This is a genomic window from Streptomyces viridochromogenes DSM 40736, assembly GCF_000158955.1.
Taxonomy (GTDB): Bacteria; Actinomycetota; Actinomycetes; order Streptomycetales; family Streptomycetaceae; genus Streptomyces; species Streptomyces venetus.
Map to the genome: position 1 here is coordinate 2,053,159 of NZ_GG657757.1, position 14,164 is coordinate 2,067,322.

The 14,164-nt window shown below is 70.5% G+C and carries 15 protein-coding genes; 5 read left to right on the plus strand and 10 right to left on the minus strand.

From position 1 onward, the window contains the following. Positions 1 to 366: 366 nt before the first annotated feature. Positions 367 to 1,248: a 4-hydroxy-tetrahydrodipicolinate synthase gene (gene dapA / locus SSQG_RS08995; protein ID WP_003989421.1), complete on the plus strand. Its 882-nt coding sequence runs from the start codon at positions 367 to 369 to the stop codon at positions 1,246 to 1,248. Between the two features lie 15 nt (positions 1,249 to 1,263). Here dapA and SSQG_RS09000 read toward each other — a convergent pair whose 3' ends face one another. Further along, the gene (locus tag SSQG_RS09000) at positions 1,264 to 1,494 is read right to left on the minus strand and encodes a hypothetical protein (protein ID WP_039932189.1); all 231 of its coding nucleotides are present in this window, start codon (positions 1,492 to 1,494) and stop codon (positions 1,264 to 1,266) included. Between the two features lie 203 nt (positions 1,495 to 1,697). On the opposite strand from SSQG_RS09000, the gene SSQG_RS09005 reads away from it, so the two are divergent. The 3 genes from SSQG_RS09005 (at position 1,698) to SSQG_RS38145 (ending at position 6,672) form a co-directional block, all read left to right on the plus strand. Further along, on the plus strand, positions 1,698 to 2,306 hold the full coding sequence (locus tag SSQG_RS09005) for a hypothetical protein (RefSeq protein ID WP_039932190.1): 609 nt from the start codon (positions 1,698 to 1,700) through the stop codon (positions 2,304 to 2,306). 77 nt (positions 2,307 to 2,383) lie between these two features. Further along, positions 2,384 to 2,824, plus strand: a complete 441-nt coding sequence (locus SSQG_RS38140) for a hypothetical protein (protein WP_052310252.1) — start codon at positions 2,384 to 2,386, stop codon at positions 2,822 to 2,824. Next, positions 2,821 to 6,672, plus strand: coding sequence for a tetratricopeptide repeat protein (locus tag SSQG_RS38145; RefSeq protein ID WP_003989426.1), 3,852 nt, complete (start codon positions 2,821 to 2,823; stop codon positions 6,670 to 6,672). The genes SSQG_RS38140 and SSQG_RS38145 overlap by 4 nt, the downstream gene beginning before the upstream one ends. Positions 6,673 to 6,704: 32 nt before the next feature. On the opposite strand, the gene dapD is transcribed toward SSQG_RS38145, so the two are convergent. The 3 genes from dapD to SSQG_RS09030 all read right to left on the minus strand — a co-directional run bounded on the left by dapD (position 6,705) and on the right by SSQG_RS09030 (position 8,693). Beyond that, entirely contained in the window at positions 6,705 to 7,694 is a 990-nt protein-coding gene (gene dapD, locus SSQG_RS09020; RefSeq protein WP_003989427.1) for a 2,3,4,5-tetrahydropyridine-2,6-dicarboxylate N-succinyltransferase, read from the minus strand. Positions 7,695 to 7,824: 130 nt separating this feature from the next. Next, on the minus strand, positions 7,825 to 8,373 hold the full coding sequence (locus tag SSQG_RS09025; RefSeq protein ID WP_039932192.1) for a TetR/AcrR family transcriptional regulator: 549 nt from the start codon (positions 8,371 to 8,373) through the stop codon (positions 7,825 to 7,827). Continuing rightward, positions 8,373 to 8,693: a DMT family transporter gene (locus SSQG_RS09030; RefSeq protein WP_003989429.1), complete on the minus strand. Its 321-nt coding sequence runs from the start codon at positions 8,691 to 8,693 to the stop codon at positions 8,373 to 8,375. Before SSQG_RS09030 ends, SSQG_RS09025 begins: the two co-directional genes overlap by 1 nt. Positions 8,694 to 8,863: 170 nt before the next feature. Between SSQG_RS09030 and SSQG_RS09035 the strand changes: the two genes are divergently transcribed. Beyond that, complete coding sequence (locus SSQG_RS09035) at positions 8,864 to 9,694, plus strand: AbfB domain-containing protein (protein ID WP_039932193.1); 831 nt, start codon at positions 8,864 to 8,866, stop codon at positions 9,692 to 9,694. Between the two features lie 74 nt (positions 9,695 to 9,768). Here SSQG_RS09035 and SSQG_RS09040 read toward each other — a convergent pair whose 3' ends face one another. Genes SSQG_RS09040 through sufD form a run of 6 tightly spaced genes read right to left on the minus strand, consistent with a single transcriptional unit; the run spans position 9,769 to position 14,111 of the window. Continuing rightward, positions 9,769 to 10,101: a metal-sulfur cluster assembly factor gene (locus SSQG_RS09040; RefSeq protein WP_003989431.1), complete on the minus strand. Its 333-nt coding sequence runs from the start codon at positions 10,099 to 10,101 to the stop codon at positions 9,769 to 9,771. Then, positions 10,098 to 10,568, minus strand: coding sequence for a Fe-S cluster assembly sulfur transfer protein SufU (sufU, locus tag SSQG_RS09045; RefSeq protein ID WP_003989432.1), 471 nt, complete (start codon positions 10,566 to 10,568; stop codon positions 10,098 to 10,100). The genes SSQG_RS09040 and sufU overlap by 4 nt, the downstream gene beginning before the upstream one ends. Before the next feature lie 16 nt (positions 10,569 to 10,584). After that, positions 10,585 to 11,841, minus strand: coding sequence for a cysteine desulfurase (locus tag SSQG_RS09050; protein WP_003989433.1), 1,257 nt, complete (start codon positions 11,839 to 11,841; stop codon positions 10,585 to 10,587). Next, positions 11,838 to 12,602, minus strand: coding sequence for a Fe-S cluster assembly ATPase SufC (gene sufC / locus SSQG_RS09055; RefSeq protein WP_003989434.1), 765 nt, complete (start codon positions 12,600 to 12,602; stop codon positions 11,838 to 11,840). The genes SSQG_RS09050 and sufC overlap by 4 nt, the downstream gene beginning before the upstream one ends. A 7-nt stretch (positions 12,603 to 12,609) precedes the next feature. Continuing rightward, positions 12,610 to 12,930, minus strand: coding sequence for a non-heme iron oxygenase ferredoxin subunit (locus tag SSQG_RS09060; protein WP_003989435.1), 321 nt, complete (start codon positions 12,928 to 12,930; stop codon positions 12,610 to 12,612). Continuing rightward, positions 12,927 to 14,111, minus strand: a complete 1,185-nt coding sequence (gene sufD, locus SSQG_RS09065) for a Fe-S cluster assembly protein SufD (RefSeq protein ID WP_003989436.1) — start codon at positions 14,109 to 14,111, stop codon at positions 12,927 to 12,929. The genes SSQG_RS09060 and sufD overlap by 4 nt, the downstream gene beginning before the upstream one ends. Between the last annotated feature and the right edge of the window lie 53 nt (positions 14,112 to 14,164).

Sequence of the window (14,164 nt, forward strand, 5' to 3'; positions counted from 1 at the left end):
GACCGGAGCCTCTTCCAGGGCAGCCTCCTCGGCCTCCTGGAAGTCGGGCCGGAGGTCCGGAAGTTCGATCTCCTCGTCCCGGCTCTGCGGGAGCTCCTCCGCGACCCCGGTGGCCAGTGCCTTGCCGAGCTTCATGACGCCTCCATGAAATGCCGTCGCCGACCGTCCTGGCCATGGTGACCCGAAAGGCCCGCTGTGGACATAGGGCACTCCACCACGGAAACCCGGAAGCACCCCGGAGGCAACCCGGAGACGGAAGCCGACACGAACGGAAGCCGACACAAGACAACCGGGAAGCATCACTTACGAATACAGGGAACGAAAAGTAACTAGAGCTACACGGTCACGCCGCCGACACTACTCGGCATGACACCCCCGTTCGGCCGCACCCTCTGCGCCATGATCACCCCGTTCACCCGCTCCGGCGCACTGGACCTCGACGGCGCGCAGCACCTGGCGGCCCACCTGGTCGCACAGGGCTGCGACGGCGTCGTCCTGTCCGGCACGACGGGCGAGTCACCGACCACCACGGACGCCGAGAAGTCGGCCCTGATCACGGCCGTCCGCGAGGCCGTCGCCGACCGCGCGTCGATCGTCGCGGGCGTCGGCACCGCCGACACCCGGCACACCGTGGACCTCGCCCGGGAGGCCGAGAAGGCGGGCGCGGACGGCCTGCTCGTGGTGGCCCCGTACTACAACAGGCCCCCGCAGGAGGCGATCGAGGCCCACTTCCGCGAGGTCGCGGACGCGACCGAACTCCCGCTCATGCTCTACGACATCCCGGTCCGCACCGGGGTCCGCATCGAACCCGAGACGATCCTCCGCCTCTCCGGACACCCCGCGGTCGTCGCGGTCAAGGACTGCTCCCACGACTTCCTCGCCGCCCAGAAGGTGCTGGACCGCACGGACCTGGCGTACTACGCGGGCTGCGACGAACACAACCTCGCCCTGTACGCGGTGGGCGGGGCGGGGTACGTCAGCACGGTCGCGAACGTGATCCCGCACCACCTGCGGGAGGTTCTGGACGCCTTCGACGCGGGCGACGCGCCCCGGGCGGCCCGCCTCCAGCAGCGGGCCACGCCCCTCATCGAGGCGATCATGTCGGCGGGCCTGCCGGGCACGGTCACGACGAAGGCGCTCCTGAACACCCTGGACCTCCCCGCCGGACCGGTCCGCGCACCCCTGCGCCCCGCCGACCCGGGAAGGACCGACGAGCTGCGCTCCCTCTACGAGAACCTGCCGACCTGATCAAGACGTCCTGACTCAGTTCCAGGCGTACCCGTCCCCGAACAGCAGCGTGTGCTCCAGCACGTCCTCCGCGGGGTCGTCGATCTGGCCGACGTGGACGTTGGCCAGACCGAACCGGTGACCGTTGTGCGAGTTCGTGCTGGTCTCGTCGGCGTGCGCGGCCCCCGCCGGAAGCCAGCACACCGCCAGCACCGCGACCGCCCCGGCCAGACAGCGCGTCAGGGCCCGCCCGCACTCGTTCTTCATGTCCCGTTCCTCGTTTCGTCGGTTCGGCGTCTGATCGGACACTGCGTCCACCGGTTCATCTGCCGGAACGGCTGCGAGGTCACGCCGGACAACTCGTACGTGGCCTGGTTCGGGGTGTGGCTGGAGCTGAAGCGGGTGGACACTGGGGGTCCGAAGGCGCGCGGGGAGAGTGCCTGGCAAGGCTGAGGGGAGGGCCGGAACGCATGGACCTACGCGGGCGCAAGCGGCGGCAGGCCGGAGAACTGCGGGCCAAGTACATCGCCAACCGGGAGAAGGTCCGGTCCTGGAGGACCCGATGGGACTGCCCCGAGGTCGAATGGCCGCGCTTTCCACATGTCCCGCTTCCCTGGGTGGTCCGGCCGGACGAACAGGACCGGTGGCTGAAGCACACGGCGCCCCACATGGACGCGTACGAGTGGGTCCTCCCCGCCCGGCCCCTCGCTCGGGGCGTCAGCGAGTTACAGGCGAGGTGGGGCTTCCACCAGGGTCACGAGTTCGAGGGCCTGACCATTCGCTTCCGGAGCGTGCTCGATCCGGACTACCTGGCCGAAAGGATCTCCCTCGGCATCCACGCCGCCGCCCTCGAGGGCTGGAGGGACGACGACCTCCACAGCCTGTACGACTGGCTCCGGGAAGGCGTGACCCACTGCACGAACTCGGGCATGGTCACCGGCACGCACCGCTCGGGCTTCCTCCTGTTCAAGATCACCTGTGCCGTCCTGAGCCGCACGGAGATCAGCACCGAGGTCCGCACCACCCTCACCGACACGTCCCTGGACGGCGCACCGCTGCACGCCGACGGCAGCAGCTAGGCGGGTACTGAGCCTGCCGCATCCGCCGCTCCGGTGGCACCATGGGGGCACATGGGCACCACGGGGGAGGGAAGCCGATGATCGACTCGATGGCGGCGCTCGCCGCTGCCGCCTCCACAGCGCTGGTCGGGGCGATGGCCACGGACACCTGGCAGGTGGCACGGGACGGACTGGTGCGAGTGTTCGGGCGCGGCCGGGAGGGCGAACCGGCGCAGTTGGCCGCACGGTTGGACGAAGAGGCCGCGCTGGTGAGCGCCGCGGACGACTCCGATGAGGCGCGGCGGAGTCTGCTGCCCGCCTGGCGACTGCGTGTGGAGCAGTTCCTGCTCGCCCACCCTGAAGCCGTCGACGAGCTGGGTGAGTTGACCCGGCATCTGAACAGCGCGCTGCCGGGAACACAGCAGAACTGGGTTCAGCACGTCGACGCCCGGGACCACGGCCAGGCCTTCGGGGTTCAGGGCGGGAACCTGATCGTCCATCAGCAGCCGCCGGCCGATCGGCCCGACCTCCAGCCGTGAGCGCACAACACGTCACGGCCACCGGTGGGTTCGCCTACGGAGCCATCGGCGCGGACATCCACGTCTTCGGGGACGGCACGCCCCTCTACCTCCTGCGCACCTGGTCCGCTCCGGAGGATCCCGGCTCCGAGTGGATCCGTGAGCAGCCCAGCCGGATGCTCAACGCCCGTTTCGCCGTCGTCCCCTTCACCGGCCGCGAGCACGAGTTGCTCTCCCTGCGTACGTGGTGCACCGGCGGACCATCACGAGCGGCACGCTGGCTGCACGGCCAGGGTGGCCAGGGCAAGACGCGGCTGGCTCATCAACTCGCCCACGAGATGCGGTCCCTGGGCTGGAAGGTGGTCACCGCCGTGGAGGGGCCGGGCAGCGTCCTGCCCCCGCCCGGAAGTCAGGATCTGCGCCTGACGGACGCTGCCGGTCTGCTCCTTGTGGTCGACTACGCCGACCGGTGGTCGCTGACCAGCCTGACGTGGCTGTTCAGCAATGCTCTGCTGCACCAGCACGGAGTGCCGACCCGCGTCCTTCTGCTGGCGCGCGACACGACGTCCTGGCCGGCGCTGCGCGCGGCCCTGGCCAACGAGCAGGTGTCCACGTCCACCCAGGAGCTGTCGCCGCTCTCGCCGCCCGGCGCCGGGGAGCGGCACGGCGGGACGGACGGGAGACCGGAGATGTTCCACGCGGCCCTGCACGGGTTCGCCGCCCGGTACGGTCTCGATCCGCCGTCCGGACAACCGGACCTGACACACGCCGATTTCGGCCTCACGCTCGCCGTGCACATGGCCGCGCTGGTCGCGGTGGACGCCCGGGCCGGCGGCCGACGGGCACCACAGGACCTGGCGGGCCTGACCGTCTACCTGCTGGACCGGGAGCAGCTGGCCTGGACGCTGCTGCACGACAAACGGGGCCAGGCGCGGATCGCCACACCGCCCGCCGTGATGAACCGTACGGTGTTCGCGGCGTCTCTGGGCGGTGCCCAGCCTCCCCTGCGGGGTGCCGCGCTGGTGGACGACCTGGGGATGGGCCGGCCGACCGCGGGCGTCCTGGCCGACCATGCCGTGTGCTATCCTCCGCCCGCGGCCGCGGGCGACACCGTCCTCGAACCCCTCTACCCCGACCGTCTCGCGGAGGACTTCGTCGCCCTCACGCTGCCCGGCCATCCTGCCGACTACCCCGCCCAGCCATGGGCGGCCGACACCGCGGCGACCGTGCTGCGGCACGGCTCCGGGCCCGCCCGGCCGGTCATGGCTCTGGCGGTCGCGGCGGCCAGGTGGCCGCATGTCGGACCCACCTGCCTGTACCCGTTACTGGCCGCCGACCCGGGTCTCGGCGTCTCGGCGGGCGGCGCCGCCCTCACCGCCCTGGCCGGACTGCCCGACATCGAGGCCGGCCTGCTCGAGGACATCGCCTCGCACCTGCCCGATCCTGCCCCGGCGGACCTCACCGTCGGACGAGCGACCGTCATGGTCCGTCTGCTGGAACACCGGCTCGCCTCGACCGGCGATCCGGCCGTCCACGCCAGGCTTTTCGTCAATCACGGCAACCACCTCGATGATCTCGGCCGGACCGAGGAGGCTCTGGAGGCCACGCAGCGCGCCGCGGCCTTGTTCGGCGAACTCGCCGCGGGTGATCCGCGCCGCTACGAGGAACACCTCGGCCGGGCCCTGACGAACGTGGCGGGCTTTCTCTCCGACCTCGGACGGCGAGCCGAGGCACTCAGCACCCAGGAAAGAGTGCTGGAGCTGTTCGAACGCCTCACCGCCACGGACCCTGATACGTACGAGCCGCACCTCGCCACAGCTCTCGCCAACCTCGCCGCCCACCAGGAGAGGGCCGGCCGGTGGGAGGAGGCCTACCAGGCCAATGAACGAGCGGCAAGGATCTATCGGGCTCTCGCCGAGCGAGATCCCCAGTACCGTCGGGGCCTGGCGATCGCCCTGACCAACGCCGCCACCCTGACCTTCACACCGCCGGACGAGACCAGCACCCTGCGGGAGGCCGTCGAGCTGAGCCGGCAACTGGCGGCCGATGGCCTGCTGATCGAGGAGACGACACTCGCCGACTCGCTTCTCGCGCTGTACCGGGCGCTGTCCCGTGACGGCGACTTCGAGGAGGCCCTCGGTGCCGCGCGGGACGCGGTCGCCATCACCCGGCGGCTGGCCGAAGCCCACCCTCTGCGCTATGCCGAATCTCATGGCCGAGCCCTGGGGTCGCTGCGGTCCGGCCTCCTGGACGTGGGGCGTTCCGAGGAAGCGGTGTCGGTGGGCGAGGAGCAGGTCGCCATGTGGCGACGGCTGGCCCACGCGGCGCCCGACACGTACGAGGACCACCTCGTGGGCGCGTTGCACGAGCAGAACGCCGCCCGCCTGGCGGCCGGTCTTCCGGAGGATCCCGAAGCGGGCGCTCGTTCCCGGGAGGTCGACCTCGATCGCCTCACGGTCCGTGTGCCCACCACCGTCCCCACCGTGCACCGCTCTGCGATGCCACCGTTCCCCCGGCGTCCACGCCCGCCCCGGCGACTCGACTCCGAGGCTCGCGCGCTGGCCCGCGCCCGGGACTGGCCGCAGTTGTGGGCGCTGCTGCGCGAGGCGCCCCTGGTGGACGCCGTGCGGATGGCCCGACGCATACCCCGTCGCGGCTGGCTCCCCGCGGACCCCGCGGACCGCCACCTGCTGGACCGGCTGCGTGCCACGTCCGCGCGCCGCAGCGCAGCTCTGATCGATGACGCCGTGCGGGCCGCCACCAGGCCGCTCCCCGACGAACTGCACCTCTACTCGGCCAGGCACTGCTCTTTCTCGCGCCGCCCCGGCAGCGCGGTCCTGGCGGTGGCGAGAGTCGATGTCGGTGCCGGGCGGCGGTCGGGTGGCGGGCGCGAGATCATCGAGACACTCGACCTCGACTCGGGGCGCCGTACGGTGCTCTCCCATGGCCCGGTGAACCATGAGTCCCTGGCCTGCCTCGGGTCTCGCGAGGTGGTCGCCGTACGGTCGCACGGAGGCCGCGAACCCGGACGCGAGCTCGTCCGCCACGGGCCCGACGGCACGACGGTGCTGGCCCGTGACGCGATGCTCACGGGCATGAACGTCGTTGCCACGGCCGACGGGTTCGTGGGCGGGCTGGCACTCGCCCCGGCCGCGATCGTGCAGGACTCCGCCGGACGCCTGCGGAACGTGAGCTTCAGCGACTGGGGTCTGACGTCGGCCCGTCGGATCGCGGTAGCGCCCGACGGTGACCGGCTGGTCCTGTGCGACGGCTACCGGCTCGTCGCGACGGACGCGCGGTACTCCCAGATGCTCGCTGCCGCGTCCGCGGGCAACACGGAGGTGAGAGATCTGGTCTTCGCCGATGAGGATCTGCTGCTGACCGCCGACTCACGCGGCGGTGTGGTCCTCTGGCAATGGGACGGCTTCGGTCTGCGTCCGATCCGCCGACTCGACACACCTCCCTTGTCGGAGCTCGCCGCCGTGCCGGCCTGGGGCATCGTCTGCGGCATCGCGCACAGCGAGGACCGTGTCCACTTCTTCGACACCACCGACGGTCTCAGACCGTGCCCGGCCCCGGATCTCCTCGTCGGTGACGGCACCGTACTCAAGACGGTGGCCGCCCCGCCCGGAGGACGTTTCGTCGCCTACTCCGGTTACGCCGACGTCACCGTCCGTGGATGGCAGCGGTCCTCGGCCAGGGTCACCCGGGTGCACGACCTGCACCACCCCGCCTCGGTCCTTCAGCGCCCGCTCGTCCCGCTCACCGACCCGGAGCGGTCCGCCCTCGCCTCCCCCCACAGCGACGAACCCCGGCTGGGCGAGCTGCTCGGCTTGGCGCATGCCCTCGCCGGCAGACCCGCTGGTTGACGAGGCGACCAGCGGGTCACGGCCGTCCGTGATCAGTTGTGGCTGTGCAGGACCTCGTTCAGACCGCCCCACACCGCGTTGTTCGGCCGGGCCTCGACCGCGCCGGTGACCGAGTTGCGGCGGAAGAGGATGTTGGACGCGCCGGACAGCTCGCGGGCCTTGACGATCTGGCCGTCGGGCATGGTGACGCGGGTGCCGGCGGTGACGTAGAGGCCGGCCTCGACGACGCACTCGTCGCCGAGGGCGATGCCGACGCCCGCCTCGGCGCCGATCAGGCAGCGCTCGCCGATGGAGATGATCACGTTGCCGCCGCCGGACAGGGTGCCCATCGTGGAGGCGCCGCCGCCGATGTCCGAGCCGTCGCCGATCACGACGCCCGCGGAGATGCGGCCCTCGACCATCGACGTGCCGAGCGTGCCGGCGTTGAAGTTGACGAAGCCCTCGTGCATCACGGTGGTGCCCTCGGAGAGGTGCGCACCGAGGCGGACCCGGTCGGCGTCGGCGATCCGGACGCCCTTCGGGGCCACGTAGTCCGTCATGCGCGGGAACTTGTCGACGGAGGTCACCTGGAGGTGCAGGCCCTCGGCGCGCGCGTTCAGCCGCACCTTCTCGATGTCGTCGACGGCGACCGGGCCGAGCGAGGTCCAGGCGACATTGGCGAGGTGGCCGAAGATGCCGTCGAGGCTCTGGCCGTGCGGCTTGACCAGGCGGTGCGAGAGCAAGTGCAGACGCAGGTAGACGTCGTGCGCGTCGACCGGCTTCTCGTCGAGCGAGGAGATGACCGTGCGGACCGCGACCACCTCGACACCCCGGCGGGTGTCCGGGCCGATCGCCGCGGTCGCGCCGCCGCCGAGCAGCTCCGCGGCCTGTTCGGCGGAGAGCCGCTCGGTGCCGGACGGGCCGGGCTCGGCCGCCAGTTCGGGCGCGGGGAACCAGGTGTCGAGGACGGTGCCGTCGGCGGCGATCGTGGCGAGGCCGGCGGCCACGGCGCCGGTGGTGCGAGGAGCAGTCGTGTCGGTCATGAGGGCAACCTAACCGGCATACGCCGGTCGATGCGAACCGGTGCGGGGGCGTCTCACGGGACGGGCGGTATCCGCCCGTGCGGGGCACCCCTCAGCAGCACGGACGCCTCGCCGCCTCGCCCCGCCGGCATCATTCCCGGGCCCCGGCGACGATCCGTCCCAGCACCTCCCGCGCGTACGACTCGTCGTAGGGCACGCCGGTCAGCAGCACCTGGAGACAGATGCCGTCCACGACCGCCACCAGCGCCCGCGCGGTCACCGGGTCCGTGCGCCGGGACAGCGACTCGGCGACCTGCTCGGCCCACTCGTCGGCGACGGGCCGCAGGGCGGGCCGGCGCAGGGCGGCGAGGTAGAGCTCGTACTCCAGCTCGACCCCCGTCCGGTCGCCCGCGAGCCACTCCCCCATCGACCCGGCGAGTTCGGCCGCCAGGTCGGTCCGGGGGTCCTCCAGGCCGCCGCGCGAGGCGATCACCTTGGCGAAGCCTTCGTTGGCCTGCCGCAGCGCGGCGACCAGCAGCTCGTCGAGGGTCTTGAAGTGGTACGTCGTCGAGCCGAGCGGCACATCGGCCTCGGCGGCGGCACTGCGGTGGCTCAGCCCGGCGATTCCCTTCGCCCCGACGACCCGGATCGCCGCGTCGATGATCCGCTGCCGCCGCTCGGGATCGTGGCGCCGGGGCATCAGTGGGCACCTCCCAGGTTCAGCACCACGACCCCGACGATGATCAGCGCGAGACCGGCGGCCTTGGCGACGGTCATCCCCTCACCCATGAAGACCATCCCGATCGTCGCGATGGCGGCGGTGCCGACGCCGGCCCAGATCGCGTAGGCCGTGCCCATGGAGACGCTCTTCAGCGTCTGGGCGAGCAGCGTGAAGGAGACGACGTATCCGAGGAACGTGAGCACCGAGGGTCCGAGCCTGCTGAAGCCCTCGCTGTACTTCATGGCGGTGGTCGCGCCCACCTCGGCGGCGATGGCCGCGGAAAGCAGCAAGTAACCCATATGTACAAGCGTACACAGCATATGTACGCCCGTACACAACAAAAGTCTGGAAACCGCTCTCTCCAAACTCCTGCCGGAGATCCACGGGCTCCACTACGGTGTCACCGATCACACACCGGGCCACCACAACTGCGCCGCCGTCAAGGGTGCCCGTCGGAGGAAATCAACGCATGTCAGAAGAGAAGTCCCGGCCCCCGCAGGACCATCCGTGGGAGAGCGGCTGGGCCCCGGACACCAGCCGGGCACCGGGCACCCGACGCCTCTGGCTGGCGGGAGCCCTCGCGGTGGCCACGGTCACCGCGTGCGTGACGGCGATCACGGTGATGGACAGCCGGTCGGGCGAGCCGACCCCCGCGGCGGCGCAGCCGTCGACACTCAGCAGCTCGGCCCCGGGCGGCCTGATCTCGTTCGCGACGCCCTCCGAGAAGGGCACGGACCGGCCCGGCAAGGAGTACCGCCGCCCGTCTCCTACGCCCACGACGAGTGCATCGCCCAGTCCTGACGCCAAGCCCGAGCCCCCTCGGAAGAAGCCCAAGCCGCCGGCGGCCGACCGGACGTCGAAACCGCCGAAGCCCCCGGCTACGCACGGGACGTCCATACGCTCGGTCAACTACCCCGACCGCTACTGGCAGATCAGCGGCGGCTACGTCACCCTCGCCGCGCCCGGCTCGGCCTCGGACCGCGGCGACGCCACCTTCGAGCGGGTGGCGGGCCTGGCCGACTCCTCCTGCTACTCCTTCGCCACGGCCGACGGCGGCTACCTGCGCCACCGCAGCTTCGTCCTGCGCGCCGAGCGCAACGACGGCTCCTCCCTGTTCGGCAAGGACGCCACCTTCTGCCCCCGCCCGGCGTCCCACTCCGGCGCGGTCATGCTGGAGTCGGTGAACTACCCGGGCCGCTTCCTGCGCCACCGCAACTTCCAGCTCCGCCTGGAGCCGTACCAGTACGACGGCCTGTACCGCGCGGACTCGGCGTTCCGGCTGGTGGCCGGGCTCGACTGAGCATCCGGGCTGGTCCGAGCACGGACAAGGGGCGGCACCCGGGAGGGTGCCGCCCCTTTCGTCCGTCAGTGATCTCAGACGTTGAAGCCGAGAGCCCGAAGCTGCTCACGCCCGTCGTCCGTGATCTTGTCGGGGCCCCACGGGGGCATCCAGACCCAGTTGATGCGCAGTTCGCTGACGAGGCCGTCCGTGGCGGACTTGGCCTGGTCCTCGATGACGTCCGTCAGCGGGCAGGCCGCCGACGTCAGGGTCATGTCGACGGTCGCGATGTTGGACTCGTCGACGTGGATGCCGTAAATGAGGCCGAGATTGACGACGTCGATGCCCAGCTCGGGGTCGACGACGTCCATCAGGGCCTCACGGAGTTCCTCCTCCGAGGCCGGCTTCATCTCCACGGTCTCGCTCATGCCGTCGTCTCCTTCTCGGCGTCGGCTCCGCCCAGCACCTGGGCCGTCGCGTCCTTCCAGGCCATCCAGCTCAGCAGGGCACACTTGACCCGGGCCGGGTACTTGGACACCCCGGCGAACGCGACCGCGTCCTCCAGGATCTCCTCCATCGCGTCGTCGGGCTCCAGCTTCCCCTTGGACTGCATCAGCTCCAGGAAGGTCTCCTGGATCTTCCGCGCGTCGGAGAGGTCCTTGCCGACGAGGAGTTCGTTCAGGACGGACGCGCTCGCCTGGCTGATCGAGCAGCCCTGGCCCTCGTACGAGACGTCCTCGATCGTCGTGCCGTCGTACTTCACGCGCAGCGTGATCTCGTCACCGCACGTGGGGTTGACGTGGTGCACCTCGGCGTCGCCATCCCGCAAGCCCCGCCCGTGCGGGTGCTTGTAGTGGTCCAGGATGACTTCCTGGTACATCGAATCCAGCTTCACGGTTTCCGCACGCCTCTCAGCCGAAGAAGTTCCGTACGTGCTCCAGGCCGTCGACCAGCGCGTCGATCTCGGCCGGCGTGGAGTACAGATAGAACGACGCTCGTGTGGTCGCAGGAATTCCGTAGCGCAGGCAGACCGGCCGCGCGCAGTGGTGGCCGACCCGGACCGCGATGCCCTGCTCGTCGAGGACCTGGCCCACGTCGTGCGGGTGGATGTCCCCGAGAGTGAAGGAGATCGCCGCGCCCCGCTCCTCGGCCGTGGTGGGGCCGATGATCCTGATGTCCGGGACCTCCAGGAGCCGCTTCACCGCGTACTCGGTGAGCGCGTGCTCGTGGGCGAAGATCTTGTCCATGCCGATCGAGTTGAGGTAGTCGATCGCCGCGCCGAGCCCGACCGCCTGGGCGATCGGCGGCGTGCCCGCCTCGAACTTGTGGGGCGCCGGGGCGTACGTCGACGAGTGCATCGACACCGTCTCGATCATCTCGCCGCCGCCGAGGAACGGAGGCAGGTCCTCCAGGAGCTCCTGACGGCCCCAGAGGACGCCGATGCCGGTCGGGCCGCACATCTTGTGGCCGGTGAAGGCCACGAAGTCGGCCTGGAGGGCCTGCACGTCCAGCGGCATGTGCGGCGCGGCCTGCGAGGCGTCGACGCAGACCAGGGCGCCGACCTCCTGGGCGCGGCGCACGATGGCCTCGACCGGGTTCTGGGTGCCCAGGATGTTGGAGACCAGCACGAAGGAGACGATCTTCGTCTTCTCCGTGATGACCTGGTCGATGTTGGACAGGTCCAGGCGGCCGTCGTCGGTCAGGCCGAACCACTTCAGCTTCGCGCCGGTGCGCTGCGCGAGCAGCTGCCACGGCACGATGTTGGAGTGGTGCTCCATCTCCGTGATGACGATCTCGGTCTCGGAGTCCACGCGGTAGGGCTCGTCGGCCCAGCCCAGCATGTTGGCCACGAGGTTGAGCGACTCCGAGGCGTTCTTGGTGAAGATCACCTCGTCGCGGCTCGGCGCGTTGATGAACTCCGCGACCTTGTCGCGCGCGCCCTCGTACAGCGCCGTGGCCTCCTCGGCGAGGACGTGCACGCCACGGTGGACGTTGGCGTTGTAGCGCTCGTAGTACTCGCTCAGGGCGTCCAGTACCTGGCGCGGCTTCTGGCTGGTCGCCGCGTTGTCCAGGTACACGAGCTTCTGACCGTCGTGGACCTGGCGGTCCAGGATCGGGAAGTCCTTGCGGAGCGCCTCTGTGTCGAGGAGGCCCGGCAGCTGTGTCACGCGGATGCGCCACCCTTCGTGTATGCCTCGTAGCCCTCGTTCTCCAGCTTGTCGGCGAGCTCCGCACCGCCGGACTCGACGATCCGGCCGCCGGAGAAGACGTGCACGTGGTCGGGCTTGATGTAACGGAGGATGCGCGTGTAGTGGGTGATCAGCAGGGTGCCGACCTCGCCCGTCTCGCGGACGCGGTTGACGCCCTCCGACACGACGCGCAGGGCGTCGACGTCCAGACCGGAGTCGGTCTCGTCGAGGATCGCGACCTTCGGCTTGAGCAGTTCCAGCTGGAGGATCTCGTGGCGCTTCTTCTCACCGCCGGAGAAGCCCTCGTTGACGTTGCGCTCGGCGAAGGCCGGGTCCATGTTGAGGCGCTCCATGGCCTCCTTGACCTCCTTCACCCAGGTGCGCAGCTTGGGGGCCTCGCCGCGGGTGGCGGTGGCGGAGGTGCGCAGGAAGTTGGAGACGGAGACGCCGGGGACCTCGACCGGGTACTGCATGGCGAGGAACAGGCCGGCGCGGGCACGCTCGTCGACGGACATCTCCAGGACGTCCTCGCCGTCGAGGGTGACGGTGCCGCCGGTGATGGTGTACTTCGGGTGACCCGCGAGGGAGTAGGCGAGGGTCGACTTGCCGGAGCCGTTGGGGCCCATGATGGCGTGCGTCTCGCCCTGCTTCACGGTGAGGTCGACGCCCTTGAGGATCTCCTTCGTGGCGTTGTCGGCCTCGACGGTGACGTGCAGGTCTCGGATTTCAAGCGTTGCCATGGGTGCCTCAGGACTCCTGGGTGAGGGAGACGAGCACGTCGTCCCCTTCGATCTTTACGGGGTATACGGGGACGGGGCGCGTCGCCGGAAGGGCGTCGGGCTTGCCGGAACGGAGGTCGAAGCGCGAGCCGTGCAGCCAGCACTCGATGTGGCAGTCGTCGACCTCGCCCTCCGACAGGGAGACGTTCGCGTGCGAGCAGATGTCGTGGATCGCGAACACCTCGCCCTCGGTCTGCACGATGGACAGGGGCGTGCCGTCGAGTTCCACCCGCTTCGGGGTGTCCTCCTCCAGCTCGCCCAGCCCACAGACGCGTACGAATGCGGTCATCCGACCGACGCCTCCAGCTCCTCCTCGATCTTGGCGATCAGACGCTCCTCGATGTCGGGGAGGCCGATCTGCTGGACCAGTTCGGCGAAGAAGCCGCGGACCACCAGTCGGCGGGCCTCGTACTCCGGGATGCCGCGGGCCATGAGGTAGAAGAGCTGCTCGTCGTCGAAGCGGCCGGTCGCCGAGGCGTGGCCGGCGCCGACGATCTCGCCGGTCTCGATCTCGAGGTTCGGTACGGAGTCCACGCGCGCGCCGTCCGTGAGGACCAGGTTGCGGTTCATCTCGTACGTGTCGGTGCCCTCGGCCGCGGCCTCGATGAGCACGTCGCCGATCCACACCGCGTGCGCGTCGTCGCCCTGGAGCGCGCCCTTGTAGACGACGTTCGACTTGCAGTGCGGGACGTTGTGGTCGACCAGGAGGCGGTGCTCCTGGTGCTGGCTGCGGTCGGTGAAGTACAGGCCGAACAGCTCGGCCTCGCCGCCGGGGCCGGCGTAGCTGACGCGCGGGTGCAGCCGGACGACGTCGCCGCCGAAGGTGACGACGACCGACTTGAAGGAGGCGTCGCGCCCGACAAGGGCGTTGTGCTGGGCGATGTGGACGGCCTTGTCGTCCCAGTCCTGGACGGAGACGACGGTCAGCTTGGCGCCGTCGCCCAGGAGGTAGTCGACGTTGGCGGCGAGCACCGCGTCACCGGTGTGGTCGATGACCACGACGGCCTCGGCGAAGGGGCCCAGCTCGATCACCTGGTGGCCGAAGGCGGTGCCGCCCTCGCCGTGCACCGCGATGCGGATCGGCTCGGTGAGGACGGTCTCCTTCGGCACGGTCACGACCGAGGCCTTCTCGAAGGCGGAGTAGGCCTGGGCGGCGACGCGGTCCACCGGGATGCCCGCCTTGCCGAGCCGGGCGTCGTCGCGGCCGACGGCCTCGACGGTGACGCCCTCGGGGGCCTGGACGTCGACCTTCACTCCGTTGCCGGTGGCGACGGCGGTGCCGTCGTGCAGGCCGCGCAGGCGCTCCAGCGGGGTGAACCGCCACTCCTCCTCCCGGCCGTGCGGGACGGGGAAGTCCGCCACGTCGTAGGAGGGGGGCGCGCTCATGCGGGTGGCGACGGTCGACTCGGCCGCCACCGCGATCGAGCCGGTGGTGGTGGAGCCCACCGGGGCATTCTGGGCCTCAGCCATGGCTGTCGTAGTGCTCGCTTTCCGTTACGTAGAGGGCTTGATGGGATTGCGGA

Bases quoted from the DNA above. Each gene is read 5' to 3' on its own strand.
- SSQG_RS38140 (WP_052310252.1), top strand. From the start codon at position 2,384: ATGATCGACTCGATGGCGGCGCTCGCCGCTGCCGCCTCCACAGCGCTG.
- dapA (WP_003989421.1), top strand. From the start codon at position 367: ATGACACCCCCGTTCGGCCGCACCCTCTGCGCCATGATCACCCCGTTC.
- SSQG_RS09035 (WP_039932193.1), top strand. From the start codon at position 8,864: ATGTCAGAAGAGAAGTCCCGGCCCCCGCAGGACCATCCGTGGGAGAGC.
- sufD (WP_003989436.1), bottom strand. From the start codon at position 14,111: ATGGCTGAGGCCCAGAATGCCCCGGTGGGCTCCACCACCACCGGCTCG.
- SSQG_RS09025 (WP_039932192.1), bottom strand. From the start codon at position 8,373: ATGCCCCGGCGCCACGATCCCGAGCGGCGGCAGCGGATCATCGACGCG.
- sufC (WP_003989434.1), bottom strand. From the start codon at position 12,602: ATGGCAACGCTTGAAATCCGAGACCTGCACGTCACCGTCGAGGCCGAC.
- SSQG_RS09040 (WP_003989431.1), bottom strand. From the start codon at position 10,101: ATGAGCGAGACCGTGGAGATGAAGCCGGCCTCGGAGGAGGAACTCCGT.
- SSQG_RS09030 (WP_003989429.1), bottom strand. From the start codon at position 8,693: ATGGGTTACTTGCTGCTTTCCGCGGCCATCGCCGCCGAGGTGGGCGCG.
- SSQG_RS09000 (WP_039932189.1), bottom strand. From the start codon at position 1,494: ATGAAGAACGAGTGCGGGCGGGCCCTGACGCGCTGTCTGGCCGGGGCG.
- SSQG_RS09060 (WP_003989435.1), bottom strand. From the start codon at position 12,930: ATGACCGCATTCGTACGCGTCTGTGGGCTGGGCGAGCTGGAGGAGGAC.
- SSQG_RS09005 (WP_039932190.1), top strand. From the start codon at position 1,698: ATGGACCTACGCGGGCGCAAGCGGCGGCAGGCCGGAGAACTGCGGGCC.
- dapD (WP_003989427.1), bottom strand. From the start codon at position 7,694: ATGACCGACACGACTGCTCCTCGCACCACCGGCGCCGTGGCCGCCGGC.